Here is a 16141-nt window from a genome sequence, read left to right as displayed (position 1 = left end):
CGATGAGAGACCTCAACGACCTCTATTATTTCGTGCAGGTGGTGGATCACCACGGCTTCGCGCCGGCGGCGCGGGCGCTGGGCATGCAGAAGTCCAAGCTCAGCCGCCGCATCGCCGCGCTGGAAGACCAGCTGGGAACGCGGCTGATCCAGCGCTCATCGCGCAAATTCTCGGTGACGGAGATCGGACTGGCCTATTACCAGCACTGCCTCGCCATGCTGGTCGAGGCCGAGGCGGCGCAGGCCCTGATCGACGGCGCCCGGTCCGAGCCGTGCGGCACGATCCGCGTCGCCTGCGCGCCAGGCCTGCTGACCTATCAGATGAGTGGGCTGATCATCCGCTTCATGGCCCTGTATCCCGAGCTTGAGGTGCAGCTTCACAGCACCAGCCGCCGGGTGGATGTCATCGGCGAGGGCTTCGACCTGGCGATCCGGGTGCGCGAGCCGCCGCTGGAACAAACCGATCTGGTCATGCGCAAGCTGGACGAGAGCGTGCACCGACTGGTCGCCAGCACCGAACTGATCGACCGCATGGGAAGACCGACCGGCCCGGCCGATCTGGCGAACTGGCCCAGCCTCGACTTCGGCCCGGCGCATCGGGACCACGTCTGGGCGCTGCACCATACGGAAGGCATGACGGCCTCAGTGCGCCACACGCCGCGCCTTGTGACCGACGACCTGCATATGCTGCACGAAGGCGCCGTCCACGGACTGGGCGTCGCCCTGCTGCCGACGGTGGCCGTCGCGCGCGATCTGGACGCCGGGAAACTGGTTGACCTGCTGCCAGACTGGCGGCCGAAGAAATGGATCGTCCACGCCGTCTTCCCGTCGCGGCGCGGCCTTCTGCCGTCCGTGCGGATGCTGCTCGATTTTCTCGTCGCGGGCTGCGCTGAGCAGCAGGCGCACGGGGAACGGCTCGCTGTCTAGGCCGCGTCGTTCCGCGCGATGGCGCCGGGGTCGTAGTTCAGGATCGGCGCCAGCCAGCGTTCGGCGGTCTCAACGTCCCAGCCCTTGCGGGCGGCGTAGTCCTCGATCTGGTCGCGGTCGATCTTGCCGACGCCGAAATAGTGGCTGCCCGGATGGCCGAAGTAGAGGCCGCTGACCGAGGCGGGCGGCGTCATGGCGAAGGACTCCGTCAGCTCCATTCCCGCATTGGCGCCTGCGTCCAGAAGGCGGAACAGCGTAGCCTTTTCCGTGTGGTCGGGCTGAGCCGGGTAGCCGGGCGCGGGGCGGATGCCCTGATACTTCTCTTCGATCAGGTCCTGCACTGAAGTCTGTTCATCGGGGATGTAGCCCCATAGCTGGGTGCGCACTTCCTTGTGCAGCCGCTCGGCGAAGGCCTCGGCCAGTCGATCGGCCAGGGCGGTGGCCATGATGGCGGAATAGTCGTCGCCCGCCGCCTTGAACTCAGCGGCCTTTTCCAGCTCGCCATGACCGGCGGTGACGGCGAAGGCGCCCAGATAATCGGCGCCGTCTTCCGCAACGAAGTCGGACAGGCACAGGTTCGGCTTGCCGTTGGACTTCTTGATCTGCTGGCGCAGGCCGTGGAAGCGGGCAGCTTCCGATGTGCGGGTTTCGTCGGTCCAGACGATGACGTCGTCGTCGCAGGCGTTGGCGGGCCAGAAGCCGACGACGCCCTTGGCGGTGAACCACTTCTCATCGACGATGCGTTTCAGCATGGCCTGCGCGTCGCGGAACAGGTCGCGGGCGGCCTCGCCGACAATCTCATCCTCAAGGATCAGCGGATAGCGGCCGATCAACTCCCAACTGGCGAAGAAGGGCGTCCAGTCGATGTGGTCGGCCAGATCCTGAAGGTCCCACGCCTCATAGGCGCGTACGCCGAGGAAGGAGGGCGCCGGGGCCGGGCGTTGCGCCTCATCGGGTCGCCAGCGGTTGTCGCGCGCCTGTTGCAGCGAGGCGCGGGCCTTCACCTCCTGGCCGCGGGCGTATTGTTCACGGATGCGGATGTATTCGTCGCGGGTGGCCTCCTCGTTCTTCGCCCGGTCAGTTGGGGACAGCAGGCCGGACACCACGCCCACAGCCCGACTGGCGTCGATGACATAGGTGGTCGAGCCCTTGTTATACTTCGGCTCGATCTTCACCGCCGTATGGGTGCGGCTGGTCGTGGCGCCCCCGATCAACAGGGGAATGTCGAAGCCGCGCCGTTCCATCTCTGCGGCGACGAAGGTCATTTCGTCCAGCGACGGCGTGATCAGGCCCGACAGGCCGACGATGTCGACCTTGTGCTCGATGGCGGCGTCCAGAATGCGATCGGCCGGGACCATGACGCCCAGATCGATGACTTCGTAGTTGTTGCACTGGAGCACGACGCCGACGATGTTCTTGCCGATGTCGTGGACGTCGCCCTTGACCGTGGCCATCAGGATCCTGCCCGCGGCCTGACGTTCCTGACCGGCCTTTTCGGCCTCCATGAAGGGTTCGAGGTGGGCGACGGCCTGCTTCATCACCCGCGCCGACTTCACCACCTGCGGCAGGAACATCCGGCCCGAGCCGAACAGGTCGCCGACCACGTTCATGCCGTCCATCAGGGGGCCTTCGATGACGTGCAGCGGGCGTTCGGACGCCTGACGGGCTTCCTCCGTGTCCTCGACGATGTAGTCGGTGATGCCGTGGACGAGGGCGTGTTCGATGCGTTTGGCGACCGTTGCCTGACGCCACGACAGGTCCACGACCTTGGCCGCGCCCTTCTCGCCCTTATAGCGAGGCGCCATGTCGACCAGCCGCTCGGTGTTGGACACGTTTGTACGCTGCGGTCGGTTCAGGATCACGTCCTCGACGGCTTCACGCAGTTCGGCGTCGATGTCGTCATAGACGGGCAGGTCGCCCGCATTGACGATGCCCATGTCCAGACCGGCGTTGATGGCGTGGTACAGGAAGACGCTGTGGATCGCCCGGCGCACCGGCTCATTGCCGCGGAAACTGAACGAGACGTTCGACACCCCGCCCGAGACGCGGGCGTGAGGCAGGGTGGCCTTGATCGCCCGGACCGCCTCGATGAAGTCGACGGCGTAGTTGTCGTGTTCCTCGATCCCCGTCGCCACGGCGAAGATGTTGGGGTCGAAGATGATGTCTTCGGGCGGGAAGCCGACCTCATTGACCAGAATGTCGTAGGCGCGGGTGCAGATCTCGATCTTGCGCGCGGCGGTGTCGGCCTGACCCACCTCGTCAAAGGCCATGACCACCACGGCGGCGCCGTAGCGCAGGCACTGGATCGCGTGGTGGCGGAAGGCGTCTTCGCCCTCCTTCATCGAGATCGAGTTGACGATCGGCTTGCCCTGAACGCACTTCAGGCCCGCCTCGATCACCTCCCATTTGGAGCTGTCGATCATGACCGGCACGCGGGCGATGTCGGGTTCGGCTGCGATCAGGTTCAGGAAGGTGCGCATGGCGACGGGGCCGTCCAGCAGGCCTTCGTCCATGTTCACGTCGATGACCTGGGCGCCCGCCTCGACCTGCTGGCGCGCGACCGACAGGGCTGCGGTGTAGTCGCCGTCGACGATCAGTTTGCGGAATTTGGCCGAGCCGGTGACGTTGGTCCGCTCGCCGACGTTGATGAAGACAGGACGCATCTTATTGACCGCAGGCAGTCCTTCTCCCCTTGGGGGAGAAGGTGTCATGCGCAGCATGACGGATGAGGGGTAGGGTTCCGCAGGCTGAACGGCTGAGGTTGAGCGCGCATCCGGCAGCCCCCTCATCCGACCGCTTCGCGGCCACCTGCTCCCCCGAGGGGAGAAGGAAAGAGCAGCACGTGATCACGACGCCAGCTCGAACGGTTCCAGCCCCGACAGGCGCAGGGCGACCGGGCGCTCCGGCACGGCGCGCGGGGTCACGCCCGCGACCTCTTCGGCGACGTGGCGGATGTGGTCGGGCGTCGTGCCGCAGCAGCCGCCGACGATGTTGACCAGACCCGATTGCGCCCATTCCTCGAGGAAGTGAGCCGTCTCGTGGGGCTGTTCGTCATACTGGCCCATGGCGTTGGGCAGGCCCGCGTTCGGATAGGCGCTGACCAGGGTGTCGGCCACACGGCTTAGTTCGGCGATGTGCGGCCGCATCAGCTCGGCTCCCAGGGCGCAGTTGAAGCCGACAGCGAACGGTCTGGCGTGGCGGATCGAGTTCCAGAAGGCCTCCGCCGTCTGGCCGCTCAGCGTCCGGCCCGAACGGTCGGTGATGGTCCCCGAAATCCACAGGGGCAGGGGCTCCAGCCCCTCGTCCTCCAGATCCTTGATCGCCTTGATCGCGGCCTTGCAGTTCAGGGTGTCGAACACCGTCTCGATCAGGAAGATGTCGACGCCGCCGTGGTGCAGGGCGCGCGCCTGCTGCTTATAGGCCTCATAGACCTCGTCATAGGTGACGGCGCGATACCCGGGGTCGTTGACGTCAGGGCTCAGCGACAGGGTGCGGTTGGTAGGGCCAATGGCGCCGGCGACGAAGCGGGGCTTGTGCGGCTCTTTCTGCGTCCAGCGGTCGGCGACCTCGCGCGCGATGCGGGCGCCTTCGTAGTTCAGGTCATAGACCGCGTCTTCCAGACCGTAGTCGGCCTGCGCGATGGTGGTCGAGGAGAAGGTGTTCGTCTCCGATATGTCTGCTCCGGCGGCGTAATAGACGTCGTGCAGATCGGCGACGATATCGGGCCGCGTCAGGATCAACAGGTCGTTGTTGCCCTTCTGCGGGTGGTTGTGGTCGCGGAAACGCTCGCCGCGGAAGTCTTCTTCCGTCAGGTCGCGGCGCTGGATCATCACGCCCCAGCTGCCGTCCAGCACCAGAATGCGCTCTTTCGCCGCCGCGTGCAGGGCGGCGATCCGTTCAGCGCGGCTCAGGGGGGAAGTCATTACGCAACAGCCTTGGTTTCACGCACGCCCAGCACCCGGCAGATCGCATAGACCAGCTCGGCCCGGTTCAGGGTGTAGAAGTGGAAGTCCGAAAAGCCCTCTTCCTGCAGGCGGGCGCAGGTCTCGGCGGCGATGGAGGCGGCCAGCAGCTTGCGCGTCTCCGGGTCGCTGTCCAGCCCGTCGAAATGGCCCGCCAGCCAGTCGGGCAGGGCCGTGCCGCACGCCGCCGTCATCCGCTTTAGCCCCGCAAAGTTGGACACCGGCATGACGCCGGGGATCAGGGGGATGGTCACCCCCGCCGCCCGCACCCGGTCGCGGAAGCGCAGGAAGGCCTCGATGTCGAAGAAGAACTGGGTCACGGCGCGCGTGGCGCCTGCGTCCACCTTGGCCTTCAGCACCTCGATGTCGTGGTCGATGGACGGGCTTTCCGGGTGCTTTTCCGGATAGGCGCCGACCGTGACCTCGAACCCGCCGATGCTGGCGATGGCGGCGGTCAGTTCGGTGGCGTTGGCGTAGCCGTCGGCGCGCGGCGTATAGGCCCCGCCGATGCCTGCCGAACCGGGCGGGTCGCCGCGCAGGGCGACGATGTGATCGACGCCGATGGCCTTATAACCCTCGATGACCTCATCGACTTCAGCGCGGCTGGCCTCGACGCAGGTCAGGTGGGCGGCGGGGCGGAGGGCCGTCTCGCTGATGATGCGCTGGACGGTGCGGTGCGTCCGCTCGCGCGTCGAGCCGCCCGCGCCATAGGTGACGGAGACGAAGGCCGGGTTCAACGGCTCCAGCCGACGGATCGCCGACCACAGATTGGCCTCGGCCGCATCCGTCTTGGGCGGGAAGAACTCGAAAGAGACGTTGACGGCGTTGCGGTTGGAACCGGCGCGGGCGACCGGGCCCAGCGGCGACAGCAGCAGGGCGCGGGCTTCGGCGAGAGAGGAGGGGGCCATCAGGCGGTCTTTCGGGCAGGGCTTGCGGCGCGTTCGCCGGTCCAGATGTGAACGGTCAGGCCCTCGGTGTCGGGCGGCAGGGCGATGGGCGCCGAGGGGGTCAGGCCCGCCTTGGTCAGCCATTCGCGGATTTCGGCGTCGGCGAAGCCCAGACGGCGGTGCTGGTGCGCCTCGCGCAGGTGCTCGAACTTGTGAGGGGCGAAGTCGACGATCAGCAGCTTGCCGCCCGGCATGACCAGACGCGCGGCCTCGGCCACGGCGGCGGCGGGATCTGCGAGGTAGTGCAGCACCTGATGCACGATCACCAGATCGGCGCTTTCGTGCGGCAGGCGGGTCGAGAAAATGTCGCCGTGGCGCAGCTCGACCTTGTCCAGCCCGGCCTTTGAGACATTGGCGCGGGCGATGTTCAGCATGTTCTGCGACAGGTCGAGACCGACCGACATCTTCGCCTGCTTGCCGAATAGGGTCAGCATCCGGCCCGAGCCGGTGCCCAGATCGACCACGCGCTCGAACGGGCCGGACCCGGCCGCGCGTGCGACCGCAGCCTCGACCGCGCTTTCGCAGACATAGAGGCTGCGCATCTGATCCCACTGGGGCGCGATCTGCTCGAAATAGCGGGCGGCGTCGATGGCGCGCTCCTTGCGCACCTCGTCCAGACGGCGATGGTCGGCCTCGCCCTCGCCGTCGTCCAGCAGGTCCAGAACGGTGTCGATCAGGCGCCGCGACAGGGCGTCGTGCGACAGGCGGTAGAAGACGCGCGCGCCATCGGGAAACCGCTCGATCAGCCCGGCGTCAGCCATCAGCTTCAGATGGCGCGAGACACGCGGCTGGCTCTGGTCCAGAACACGCGACAGCTCCATCACCGACAGCTCTTCCGCAGCCAGCAGGGACAGGACGCGCAGGCGGGTCGGTTCGCCGGCGGCGCGCAGGGCTTCTACAGTCTGATCAGCAGTCAGTGTCATAGGTCGTATAAAGATATCCTTATACGCTTATGCAAGCAAAATCTGATCGCAGACCGTCGCTATCGGCCCAAAGCAGGCACGGATCATCCTTTCGGCGTCCGAAATGGAGGTCGAGACGGCCCTGAAGGCCGAATCTTACGCTTCGACCGGCGTTTTCAGCGGTTCGCCTGCGAAATGGGCGGACAGATTCTGCATCAGCAGCATCAACATGCCCTGCACAGCCTCGGTCGTGGCGCCGCCGGTATGAGGCGTCAGCACCGTATTGGGCGCATCGGCCCAGCGCGCCGCGTCGGTCGGTTCCTGGGCGAAGACATCCAGCGCTGCGCCGCCCAGCCGGCCGTCTTTCAGCGCCGCGAGGACGGCGTCCTCATCGACCAACTGGCCGCGGGCGACGTTGACCAGCAGGCCGGACGGCCCCAGCGCCTCGATCACCTCGGCCGAGATCAGGCCGCGGTTGCTGTCGTCCGCCCGGCAGGCGACGACCAGAATGTCCGAATCGCGCGCCAGATCCAGCAGGCTGTCGGCGCGCGGCCATGCGGCCTGTTTTGCGCGCGGCGCCCACCAGCGGACCGCCATCCGCATGACCTCGGCCCGGCGCGCCACGGCCTCGCCGATATGGCCCAGACCGACGATCCCCAGCCTCTGGCCGCCCAGCGATGTGGTGATGCTGCGCGTCGACAGCTTCCACTCGCCCGCGCGGATGGTGCGGTCGCCCTGCGCGATCTGGCGGCGCGCGGCCAGGATCAGGCCGATGGCGTGGTCGGCCACGTCTTCGTGGTTCACGCCGGGCGCATGGGTCACAGGCAGGCCGCGCGCGCGGCACCACTCCACATCGATGCCGTCATAACCGGCGGTGAAACAGGCGATCAGCGACAGATGGGGCAGGCGCTCGATCAGGGCCTTGTCCAGTTCGAACTCGCCCGCGACGATCAGGGCGCGGATGTCGGCCGCCGCCTCAAGCGGGGGCCCTTCCCAGAAGCGATAGACGTCCCAGGCGCTTTCGAGGAAAGCGCTCAGCGGGGCCAGATGCCGCTGCATGATGAGGACGGCGGGACGCTGGGTCATGGCGCCAGACTAACGGCGTTTGACGCGAGCGCCAGTCACAAGAAGCGGTGGATCAGGTGGATGTCATCCGGTTCATGCCGAAACAGGGCGGTGTCGGGCTGCGCGGTCGGGACGGCGCCCAGACGCTGATAGAAGTCCACGGTGCGGCGTGTGGACGTCGCCGAGATATAGAGGCCGGACGCTCCCCCGCGTCGCGCGGCCTCTGCGCACAGACGATAGAGGGCTGAGGCGACGCCGCGCCCGCGCCAGTCATGGCCGACATGCAGAAAGACCAGTTGGCGCAGGTCCGGATAGTCGCCCACGCCCGTCGCGGCCAGGACAGCGGCGCCGATCAGCGCCTGATGATCGAAGACGCCCAAGGCGGCGCCGCCCTGATCCAGATGGCGGCGAAGGATGGGCAGTTCCGCCTCCAGTTCGCCGTCGGGCCAGCCGCGCGTGTCGTGAAAGAATGGCGTCAGGGTCAGGCGGCCGTGGGCGTCGGCGACATAGATCTCATGCACCTGTTCGCGCCGGTCGATGTCCGGCAACCGATCCAGCTCCGCGCGCGTCAGCAGCCGTGTCGTCAACGGCGCGGGCGGCCCGAAACGGCGGATCAGATCTGCATCGATCAGCGGCGCTTGCACGGACATGGCGGCCTCCTGAAAGGCGAACGGCCCCTTCCGCCGAGGCCAAAGGGGCCGTCCAAGGATCAGCGGTTCAGGCGGATCAGCGACCGAACTTCTGGTGCTGGATGCGCTTGGGAATGATGCTGTCCGCGCCCAGACGACGCATCTTGTCCTGTTCATAGGCTTCGAAGTTGCCCTCGAACCATTCCACGTGGCCGTCGCCTTCAAAGGCCAGGATGTGGGTGGCCAGACGGTCCAGGAACCAGCGGTCGTGGCTGATGACCACGGCGCAGCCGGCGAATTCTTCCAGCGCCTCCTCGAGGTTCTGCAGGGTTTCGATGTCCAGGTCGTTGGTCGGTTCGTCGAGCAGGATCAGGTTGCCGCCGGTGGCCAGGGTCTTGGCCAGGTGGACGCGGTTGCGCTCACCGCCCGACAGCTGGCCGACCTTCTTCTGCTGGTCGCCGCCCTTGAAGTTGAAGCTGCCGACATAGGCGCGGGTGTTGATCTCGCGCTTGCCGACCATCATGATGTCGGTGCCGCCCGAGATGGCCTGCCAGATGGTGTCGTCCGGCTTCAGGTCGTCGCGCGACTGGTCGACATAGGCCAGCTTGACTGTTTCGCCGACCTTGATCGTGCCGCCGTCGGGCGTTTCCTGACCGGTGATCAGCTTGAACATGGTCGACTTGCCGGCGCCGTTGGGGCCGATGACGCCGACGATGCCGTTGGGCGGCAGCTTGAAGGTCAGGTTGTCGAACAGAAGCTTGTCGCCATAGGACTTCTTCAGGCCCTCGACTTCCAGCACGACGTTGCCCAGGCGCGGGCCGGGCGGGATCTGGATGACGGCGAAGGACTGGGCCTGACGGCTGTTTTCCTGCTCGGCGACCATCTTCTCATAGGCGGCCAGACGGGCCTTGGACTTGGCCTGACGGGCCTTGGCGCCCGAGCGGACCCATTCCAGTTCGCGGGTGAGGGCGCGCTGGCGGGCTTCGGATTCAGACTGCTCCTGCACGACGCGCTTGGTCTTGGCTTCCAGCCACGAGGAATAGTTGCCCTCGTGCGGGTGGCCCTTGCCGCGGTCCAGCTCCAGCGTCCACTTCGTCACCTGATCCAGGAAGTAGCGGTCGTGGGTCACCAGGATGACGCAGCCGGGGAAGTTCTCCAGGTGGTGCTGCAGCCAGGCCACCGACTCGGCGTCCAGGTGGTTGGTCGGTTCGTCCATCAGCAGCATGTCGGGCTTCGACAGCAGCAGGCGGGCCAGGGCCACGCGGCGCTTTTCACCGCCGGACAGGTTGGTGACTTCCCAGTCGTCGGGCGGGCAGCGCAGAGCGCCCATGGCCTGATCGATGCGGCTGTCGATGTCCCAGACGTCGCCGGCGTCGATCTTCTCCTGGAGGGCGGTCATCTCCTCCATCAGTTCGTCGGTGTAGTTTTCGCCCAGTTCGGCAGCGACTTCGTTGAAGCGGTTGACCCACTGCTTCTCTTCGCACCAGGCCTCGACGTTCTGGCGCACGTTCAGCGCCGGATCGAGGTGGGGCTCCTGCTCCAGATAGCCGCGCTTGACGCCGTCGGCGGCGCGGGCCTCGCCCTGGAACTCGCTGTCCAGACCGGCCATGATCTTCAGCAGGGTGGATTTACCCGAGCCGTTGACCCCGACAACGCCGATCTTGGCGTCGTTGTAGAAGCTCAGCCAGATGTTCTCGAAGATCTTTTTGCCGCCGGGGAAGGTCTTGGTTAGACCCTGCATCTGGAAAATATATTGCTGCGCCATACGTCGCGTCGCGCCCTTGATTCAGTGCGGATGGGGAAGTTGACGGGGGATGTAGCGATCCCGACGCCTTTGGGCAAATCTTCGGCTAGGCGCGCGGCTTTTCGGAGGCGCTCTTCAGCGCGCGGGCAAAATCGCTTCCAGTGCGCGTGTGAAGCCGATCGGAGCGACCGTCAGGTGATCTTCGTCCTCCAACACGATCGAACTGACCTTCAGGCCCGGATAGTTCCGCGACAGCAGATTTCTCTGCAGCGTCTTCATGTCGGCGACCATGTCGGCGCCGCTGGTGTTGCGGCGGTCCGGGCCGGGAACCTCATAGCCGCCGACATACATGAAGACCTGCGCCTTCAGATCGTCATGGGCGCGGGCATAGTCGGCCTCGACGCCCATCATATGACGTTTGTCGTACCACAGCGACGGACTGCCCAGCACATAGCCGCTGAACATCGTCGGATCGCTGAACAGAATCTGGGCGCCCAGCAGGCCGCCATAGGAATGCCCCAGTAACACGCGCTGCGCAGGATCGGCGCGGAATTTCTGCTCGATGAAGGGCAGGACTTCCGTCTTCAGATAGGTCTGATAGGCCGCGCCGCCGCCGTGGATGTCGCCTGCCGAGTTGCGCGGTCCATTCTGCGTGGGGGTGTAGTCCCGGCGACGGCTTGCCGCCCCGCTGTCGCCCTCGGCGTAGGACAGGCCGACCAGAATGAAGTCCTGCACCACCGTCCCCTCCAGATTCACCCGGCGCGCGATCTGGCGGATGATGGGGAAGGCATAGTCGGCGTCAGTGACATAAAGCGTCGGATAGCGGCGGGTCGGATCGGCGTCATAACTGGCAGGCAGGCTGACGAAGACCTGATATTTCCGGCCGGATACGGGGTCGGGCACGCTCCAGACCTGGGTGCCCTGCAGCACATAGGGGGCGCCGTCCGCGACGGGGGCGCCGTCCGCGACGGGGGCGGCGGCCGAGGCGGAGGGGGCGGTCTGCGCATCGGCCTTCTCTCCGCACGCTCCCAGCATCAGGGCGCCCGTCGTGAACATGGCCGCCGCCGCTGTCGCGTTGAAAATCCGCATTCTGTTTCCCCTCCGGAGCTTTGCCGTTGGGCGCAGATTTCGGGCGAAATGCGGCGAGGGAAGGGCGGTGCGGCCCTCTATTGCGATGGTCAGGCGTAGTTGAAGCTGATCGAGATACGCTGCTCGGCGGCGCGGTTGGCGGGCACTTCGTGACGCAGCCAGCTTTCCCACATCAGCACCGTGCCCGGTGCAGGCTTCAGATAGACAAAGGGCTGTTCGGCCTCTGCGGCGTCAGCGGTCAGGCCGGGGCGGGCCATCATCATGGTTAGGCGCGGGTCTTCGATCTTCAGCGAAGAGGCGCCGTCGGGAATGTGGATATAGATGGTGCCGGAAAGCACAGCGTGGGGATGGATATGGCCGGTGTGGCCGCCGCCGGGCATCAGGACGTTGACCCACAGATTGTCCAGCTTCAGCTTCTTGGCCAGATCGAAATGCAGGGACCGTGCGAAGGTCGCCGCCTGCCTGTCCAGCAGACGCTTCAGCGCCGCGAACTCGGGAAACCGCTGCGGCAGGTCGTTGATCGAGCCATAGGACGTATAGCCCGGATAATGGTTGGCCCGGCACCACTCGATCCCGGCTTCATCCTCCTCGGCCATGACCAGGCAGAGATCGAGCAGTTCCTCATGCAGTTCCGCCCAGCCCGGCGAAGCGGTCAGGCTGTCTTCATGAACAAGGGTGGCGAAGAGGGATCGCGTAGGCATGGGGCGGGATAACGCGTCCGGTTTGGCAGGAGAAGGCGAAAAAGGCGCCGCCGCCTGCCCCTCTGGTTCCGACGGCGTCCCGTCGGGATCACGAAGCCCGCGCCTTCATGCTGCGGATCAGGGCGCCGAACAGGTTGACGTAGTCGTCGGTCCAAGGCCGCACCTCGGTCGGCGCCAGTTTGCGCCAGCGACCGTCGGCCTTGAAGTCGGCGAGACCCTCGGCCGTGGGTGAGATGACCAGCGCCTCGGTCGAAGCCTCGGCCATCAGGGCCGCTTCGGGGTGTTCGATGTAGACCTGATGCAGTTCGGCGGCGCCCAATTCGCGCGCGGCGGCGACGGCGGGCAGGGTGATGTCCAGATTGCGGTTGGACAGGTGCAGGACGACGACGCCTGTCGGTTTGAGCAGACGCAGATAGCCTTCGATCGCCTCGCGCGTCAGCAGGTGGGTCGGCACGGCGTCGGATGAGAAGGCGTCGATGACCAGCAGGTCATAGGTTCCGGCGGCTTCCCTGTTCAGCGTCAGGCGCGCGTCGCCCAGAACCGTGCGAATCGGGCCTTCGGCGCAGTTCGAGATGTAGGTGAACCACTTCGGATCGCGCGACATTCGGTCGACCATGGGGTCGATCTCGAAGAAGGTCATACGATCGCCGGCGCGCTTGTAGGCGGCCATGGCGCCGGAACCCTGACCGACGACGCCGATGACGGCGCCGGGGCCGCGCGCCTGAATCAGTTCGGCCGATTGGCCCAGCGGCGTGGTGGGGGCGTAATAGAGGGTCGGCGCACAGGCGAAATCGCCATGCCGCGCCTGTGCGCCGTGCAGGGTGGTGCCGTGCATCAGCACATGAACATCGCCGCCCATCTTCGGATCCTGTGTGATCGCGACGCGCATGACGCCGAAGAAGCTGCGCTCGGTCAGGCTCCAGTCATAGCCGCGGCCGATGTGAGACGCCGTAAGGGTCATGATCGCGACCACGGCCGTGAACATCAGAACCCGGTCCCGGACCACGAAGGCGCACAGGGCGGCGACGCCGAGGATGATCTGGGCCGTCTCCGTCAGGCCGAAATCGCTGAACGCCTTCAGCAGCGCCGGATCATAGCGCAGCATTTCAAACAGCAGCGGCGTGAATCCGGCCATGAAGACGCCGCCGGCCATCAGCACGATTTCGTATCGGGCCGGGCGTGTGCCCAGCCACGGACGGGCCAGACAGACCAGCACCATCACCAGCGGATATTCCAGCACCGTCCTGAATACGACCGGCGCAAGCAGGGCCGTGAAGGCCCCGCCCAGCACGCCGCCCAGCGACAGCAGCAGATAGAACTCTGTCAGACGGTCGGGCGCCGGTCGTCGCGCGGCCATCTGCTGGTGGCACATCAGGGCGGTGAAGAAGAAGCCCAGCAGATGCAGGCCCAGCAGGCTCAACCAGTGGCCGGTCGACATGCCGACCAGCGCCGCGATCAACACCGTCAGAGCGGCCTGCACGACAAGGGTGACGGACAGCGGAATCCACGGCCGCGCCTGAAAGGCGATGACGAAGGTCAGCAGATAAAGCGCCAGCGGCGCGACCCAAAGAAAGGGCGCCGAGGCCACATCGGTCGACAGATGGGCGGTGACGCCCAGCATCAGGCTGGACGGGGCGGCGGCCAGCAGCACCAGAACGCCCTTGCGCCGCCACGGAATAGGCGGGCTGCGCTGCGCCTTGAAGGCGGGGGCGGCGCTGCGTGTCGCACGCGGCATCAGGACGATCAGCCCCACCAGCATGAGGACGAAGACAGCATAGCCTGCCGTCCAGCCCAGTCTTTGACCCGACAGGGAGGCCAGCGGCTCGATCACGGCGGGATAGGCCAGCAGCGCCAGAAAACTGCCGAGGTTGGACGCCGCATAGAGGACATAGGGGTTGGCGCCGTCCGGTCGCCCGGCCCGCGCTTTTGCATACCAAGCCTGCAGCAGGGGCGCTGTGGCCGACAGCACGGCGAACGGCGCGCCGACCGACAGCGCCAGCGCGCCCAGCAGCCAGCCGACCGGCGCGCTCGAATCGGGATCCCCCAGCGCATGGGTGATGCTGAGCGGCAGAAACAGCGCCGCCGCCGCCAGCAGGGTCAGATGCACCGCCGCCTGCGCCCGGACCGACGGTATCCTCTGCAGCAGGTGGGCATAGAGATACCCCGCCAGCAGGGCCGCCTGGAAGAAGACCATGGCGGTGTTCCACACCGACGGAGATCCGCCCAGCAGGGGCAGCACCAGCTTGGCCGTCATAGGCTGGACCGTGAAAACCAGACTGGCCGAGGTGAAGACGGCGACGGCGAAGGCTGCAGGTGTTATCGCATCGATCCTGCGATGCGCCGGCGTCAGAATCTGTTCGGTCATGCGCGGCTTTCGACGTCGGGCGGCTGATTCCGTCTGGCGAGGCTATGACGAAATCGGGACGGAGCGTATTTTCATGTTGCCGCAGGACATAGAGACGACCGCCGCGACCGTGATCCGTCGCGCGGCGGCGGCCGGTCTGATGGTCGCCACGGCTGAAAGCTGCACGGGCGGGCTGGTCGCCGGGGCGCTGACGGCCATCGCTGGGTCCTCCGCCGTGGTCGACCGGGGTTTCGTCACGTACAGCAATGAGGCCAAGGTCGAGATGCTGGGCGTGCCGCAGGACGTGCTTGCGCGCTTCGGCGCTGTGTCCGAACCGACGGCCCGCGCCATGGCTGAGGGCGCCGTCGCGCGCTCACGGGCCTCGGCGGCGGTGTCGGTGACGGGCATAGCGGGGCCGGGCGGCGGCTCGCCGCAGAAGCCGGTCGGTTTGGTGCACTTCGCCGCCCATGGCCCCGACGGCCGGACGGTTCATGTGGAAAAACGATTCGGCGACATCGGACGCGACGCCGTGCGGCTGGAGAGCGTGCGGACGGCGCTGGGCCTGTTGCTGGAGGCCCTGCCGGAATGAGCGTGGTCACGGTCGATGCGCGCGGCCACCGCTGTCCGGTGCCCAGCCTTCGCCTGCGCAAGGCCATGGAAGGGCAGGGGGCGGGCGTGCGACTCACCCTGCTGGCCACCGATGCGATGGCGCGGATCGACGTGCCGTTTCTGATGCAGGAACTGGGCGGCCGCGTGGTTCAGATCGACGAGGTCGACGGCGTCCTGAACATCACTGTCGAGACTGGCGCCGCTCCGACAGATTGACGACTGTGGCGGGGAGCTTGCCGGGCAGATTGTCCGGCTGGGGCAACAGCTCTGGCGGCGTCGCCTGCTGCTCCCACTCGATCTCCAGCTCCGTGGCGAAGGCGCCGCCGTAGAAGACGGCGTTGACGTTCCACGACAGCCAGATCAGCAGCACCACCACGGCGCCGACCGAACCATAGGTCGCACCCAGATGCACGATCTGCTCGACATAGATGGAGCACAGCCACGAGAAGAAGCTGGACATGACCGTGGCCACCAGCCCGCCGATGATCGCCGCCTTCCACGCCACGCGCTTGGCGTGGGCCATGGCGTAGCGATAAAGCATGGTCAGCCCCAGCCACAGTCCCAGCGCGGGCCACAGACCGTCCAGCGGCAGGGCGAGCCAGCCGACCGGCTGGTTGGCGTAGGCGTGCTCCATCAGGCGCGATGTCACCACGGCGCCCGACACCACGGTGAAAAGGACGAAGGCCGCCAGCGCCACCAGGAAGGCCAGCATATTGAATTTAAAGAACCCCAGCGGGTTCGTCTCGTCATGGATCAGGTTCAGCCCAGCGAGCAGGGCCTTGAACCCCCTGTGCGCGGCATAGGCGCCGATGATCAGGGCGATGGCGCTCTGGGCTGAGACGGTGCGGGCCGAGGCGTTGGCCAGCCGGTCGATCTCGTTCAAAAACAGGGTGCGAGCGGCCGAGGGGATGACGTCCGCCAGGGCGGCCGCCTGCTCGCTGACCTGCCCGATGCTCAGGACGGCCTTGTAGAAGCCGATCAGGATGGCGATCGCCGGAAACAGCGCCAGCAGGGCGAAGAAGGAGACGCCGCCCGTATAGAGCATGACGTCGCGCCCCCAACTGCGGCTGAAGGCCCGGGTCGTCAGGCGCAGCAGCAGGCGGGGTTGGGCCATGATCGGCTTGGAAAAGGTCAATCAATCATCCGGCCATCGTCCGGGCAGTCAGCAAAGGAGCGGATTAACCTCATTCGTCCCGCAATGAGAAGTCCCAATGTCGTCATCT

The 16141-nt window shown here is 66.4% G+C and carries 14 protein-coding genes; 3 read left to right on the top strand and 11 right to left on the bottom strand.

Annotated features, from left to right (window positions below):
• Window positions 1–2: 2 nt before the first annotated feature.
• Window positions 3–926, top strand: coding sequence for a LysR substrate-binding domain-containing protein (locus ABE454_RS00965; protein WP_346528109.1), 924 nt, complete (start codon window positions 3–5; stop codon window positions 924–926).
• On the opposite strand, the gene metH is transcribed toward ABE454_RS00965, so the two are convergent.
• The 10 genes from metH to ABE454_RS00915 all read right to left on the bottom strand — a co-directional run bounded on the left by metH (window position 923) and on the right by ABE454_RS00915 (window position 14330).
• On the bottom strand, window positions 923–3637 hold the full coding sequence (gene metH, locus ABE454_RS00960; protein WP_346528107.1) for a methionine synthase: 2715 nt from the start codon (window positions 3635–3637) through the stop codon (window positions 923–925). The two genes, ABE454_RS00965 and metH, sit on opposite strands and share 4 nt — an antisense overlap.
• A 135-nt stretch (window positions 3638–3772) precedes the next feature.
• Window positions 3773–4849 (bottom strand): homocysteine S-methyltransferase family protein, encoded by a 1077-nt coding sequence (locus tag ABE454_RS00955; RefSeq protein WP_346528104.1) that lies wholly within the window; start codon window positions 4847–4849, stop codon window positions 3773–3775.
• Window positions 4849–5796, bottom strand: coding sequence for a methylenetetrahydrofolate reductase [NAD(P)H] (gene metF / locus ABE454_RS00950; protein WP_346528103.1), 948 nt, complete (start codon window positions 5794–5796; stop codon window positions 4849–4851). The genes ABE454_RS00955 and metF overlap by 1 nt, the downstream gene beginning before the upstream one ends.
• Complete coding sequence (locus ABE454_RS00945) at window positions 5796–6758, bottom strand: ArsR/SmtB family transcription factor (protein ID WP_125900922.1); 963 nt, start codon at window positions 6756–6758, stop codon at window positions 5796–5798. Before ABE454_RS00945 ends, metF begins: the two co-directional genes overlap by 1 nt.
• Window positions 6759–6893: 135 nt before the next feature.
• On the bottom strand, window positions 6894–7823 hold the full coding sequence (locus ABE454_RS00940) for a 2-hydroxyacid dehydrogenase (protein WP_346528102.1): 930 nt from the start codon (window positions 7821–7823) through the stop codon (window positions 6894–6896).
• Between the two features lie 35 nt (window positions 7824–7858).
• The gene (locus tag ABE454_RS00935; RefSeq protein ID WP_346528099.1) at window positions 7859–8452 is read right to left on the bottom strand and encodes a GNAT family N-acetyltransferase; all 594 of its coding nucleotides are present in this window, start codon (window positions 8450–8452) and stop codon (window positions 7859–7861) included.
• Between the two features lie 76 nt (window positions 8453–8528).
• Window positions 8529–10196, bottom strand: coding sequence for an energy-dependent translational throttle protein EttA (gene ettA, locus ABE454_RS00930; RefSeq protein ID WP_346528098.1), 1668 nt, complete (start codon window positions 10194–10196; stop codon window positions 8529–8531).
• A gap of 114 nt (window positions 10197–10310) precedes the next feature.
• The gene (locus ABE454_RS00925) at window positions 10311–11264 is read right to left on the bottom strand and encodes an alpha/beta hydrolase (RefSeq protein ID WP_346528096.1); all 954 of its coding nucleotides are present in this window, start codon (window positions 11262–11264) and stop codon (window positions 10311–10313) included.
• Between the two features lie 89 nt (window positions 11265–11353).
• Window positions 11354–11965, bottom strand: a complete 612-nt coding sequence (locus ABE454_RS00920) for a TIGR02466 family protein (protein WP_346528095.1) — start codon at window positions 11963–11965, stop codon at window positions 11354–11356.
• A gap of 88 nt (window positions 11966–12053) precedes the next feature.
• The gene (locus ABE454_RS00915) at window positions 12054–14330 is read right to left on the bottom strand and encodes a spermidine synthase (RefSeq protein WP_346528094.1); all 2277 of its coding nucleotides are present in this window, start codon (window positions 14328–14330) and stop codon (window positions 12054–12056) included.
• 73 nt (window positions 14331–14403) lie between these two features.
• Here ABE454_RS00915 and ABE454_RS00910 point away from each other — a divergent pair, with 73 nt between their 5' ends.
• A complete protein-coding gene (locus ABE454_RS00910) occupies window positions 14404–14898 on the top strand; it encodes a CinA family protein (protein WP_346528092.1) in 495 nt (164 codons plus the stop codon).
• Complete coding sequence (locus ABE454_RS00905; protein WP_346528090.1) at window positions 14895–15134, top strand: sulfurtransferase TusA family protein; 240 nt, start codon at window positions 14895–14897, stop codon at window positions 15132–15134. The genes ABE454_RS00910 and ABE454_RS00905 overlap by 4 nt, the downstream gene beginning before the upstream one ends.
• Here ABE454_RS00905 and ABE454_RS00900 read toward each other — a convergent pair.
• The gene (locus tag ABE454_RS00900) at window positions 15100–16053 is read right to left on the bottom strand and encodes a YihY/virulence factor BrkB family protein (protein WP_346528088.1); all 954 of its coding nucleotides are present in this window, start codon (window positions 16051–16053) and stop codon (window positions 15100–15102) included. The two genes, ABE454_RS00905 and ABE454_RS00900, sit on opposite strands and share 35 nt — an antisense overlap.
• Window positions 16054–16141: the final 88 nt, after the last annotated feature.

This window comes from Brevundimonas diminuta (genome assembly GCF_039673845.1).
In the GTDB taxonomy this organism is placed as follows: Bacteria; Pseudomonadota; Alphaproteobacteria; order Caulobacterales; family Caulobacteraceae; genus Brevundimonas; species Brevundimonas diminuta_E.
Note: the sequence above shows the minus strand (reverse complement) of the source record. Positions and strands in the feature narration are given on the sequence as shown.

Excerpts from the sequence above, each read along its gene's own strand:
- ABE454_RS00920 (WP_346528095.1), bottom strand. The coding sequence starts at position 11,965 with ATGCCTACGCGATCCCTCTTCGCCACCCTTGTTCATGAAGACAGCCTG.
- metH (WP_346528107.1), bottom strand. The coding sequence starts at position 3,637 with ATGACACCTTCTCCCCCAAGGGGAGAAGGACTGCCTGCGGTCAATAAG.
- ABE454_RS00910 (WP_346528092.1), top strand. The coding sequence starts at position 14,404 with ATGTTGCCGCAGGACATAGAGACGACCGCCGCGACCGTGATCCGTCGC.
- ABE454_RS00915 (WP_346528094.1), bottom strand. The coding sequence starts at position 14,330 with ATGACCGAACAGATTCTGACGCCGGCGCATCGCAGGATCGATGCGATA.
- ettA (WP_346528098.1), bottom strand. The coding sequence starts at position 10,196 with ATGGCGCAGCAATATATTTTCCAGATGCAGGGTCTAACCAAGACCTTC.
- ABE454_RS00925 (WP_346528096.1), bottom strand. The coding sequence starts at position 11,264 with ATGCGGATTTTCAACGCGACAGCGGCGGCGGCCATGTTCACGACGGGC.
- ABE454_RS00955 (WP_346528104.1), bottom strand. The coding sequence starts at position 4,849 with ATGACTTCCCCCCTGAGCCGCGCTGAACGGATCGCCGCCCTGCACGCG.
- ABE454_RS00965 (WP_346528109.1), top strand. The coding sequence starts at position 3 with ATGAGAGACCTCAACGACCTCTATTATTTCGTGCAGGTGGTGGATCAC.
- ABE454_RS00945 (WP_125900922.1), bottom strand. The coding sequence starts at position 6,758 with ATGACACTGACTGCTGATCAGACTGTAGAAGCCCTGCGCGCCGCCGGC.
- ABE454_RS00905 (WP_346528090.1), top strand. The coding sequence starts at position 14,895 with ATGAGCGTGGTCACGGTCGATGCGCGCGGCCACCGCTGTCCGGTGCCC.
- metF (WP_346528103.1), bottom strand. The coding sequence starts at position 5,796 with ATGGCCCCCTCCTCTCTCGCCGAAGCCCGCGCCCTGCTGCTGTCGCCG.
- ABE454_RS00935 (WP_346528099.1), bottom strand. The coding sequence starts at position 8,452 with ATGTCCGTGCAAGCGCCGCTGATCGATGCAGATCTGATCCGCCGTTTC.
- ABE454_RS00940 (WP_346528102.1), bottom strand. The coding sequence starts at position 7,823 with ATGACCCAGCGTCCCGCCGTCCTCATCATGCAGCGGCATCTGGCCCCG.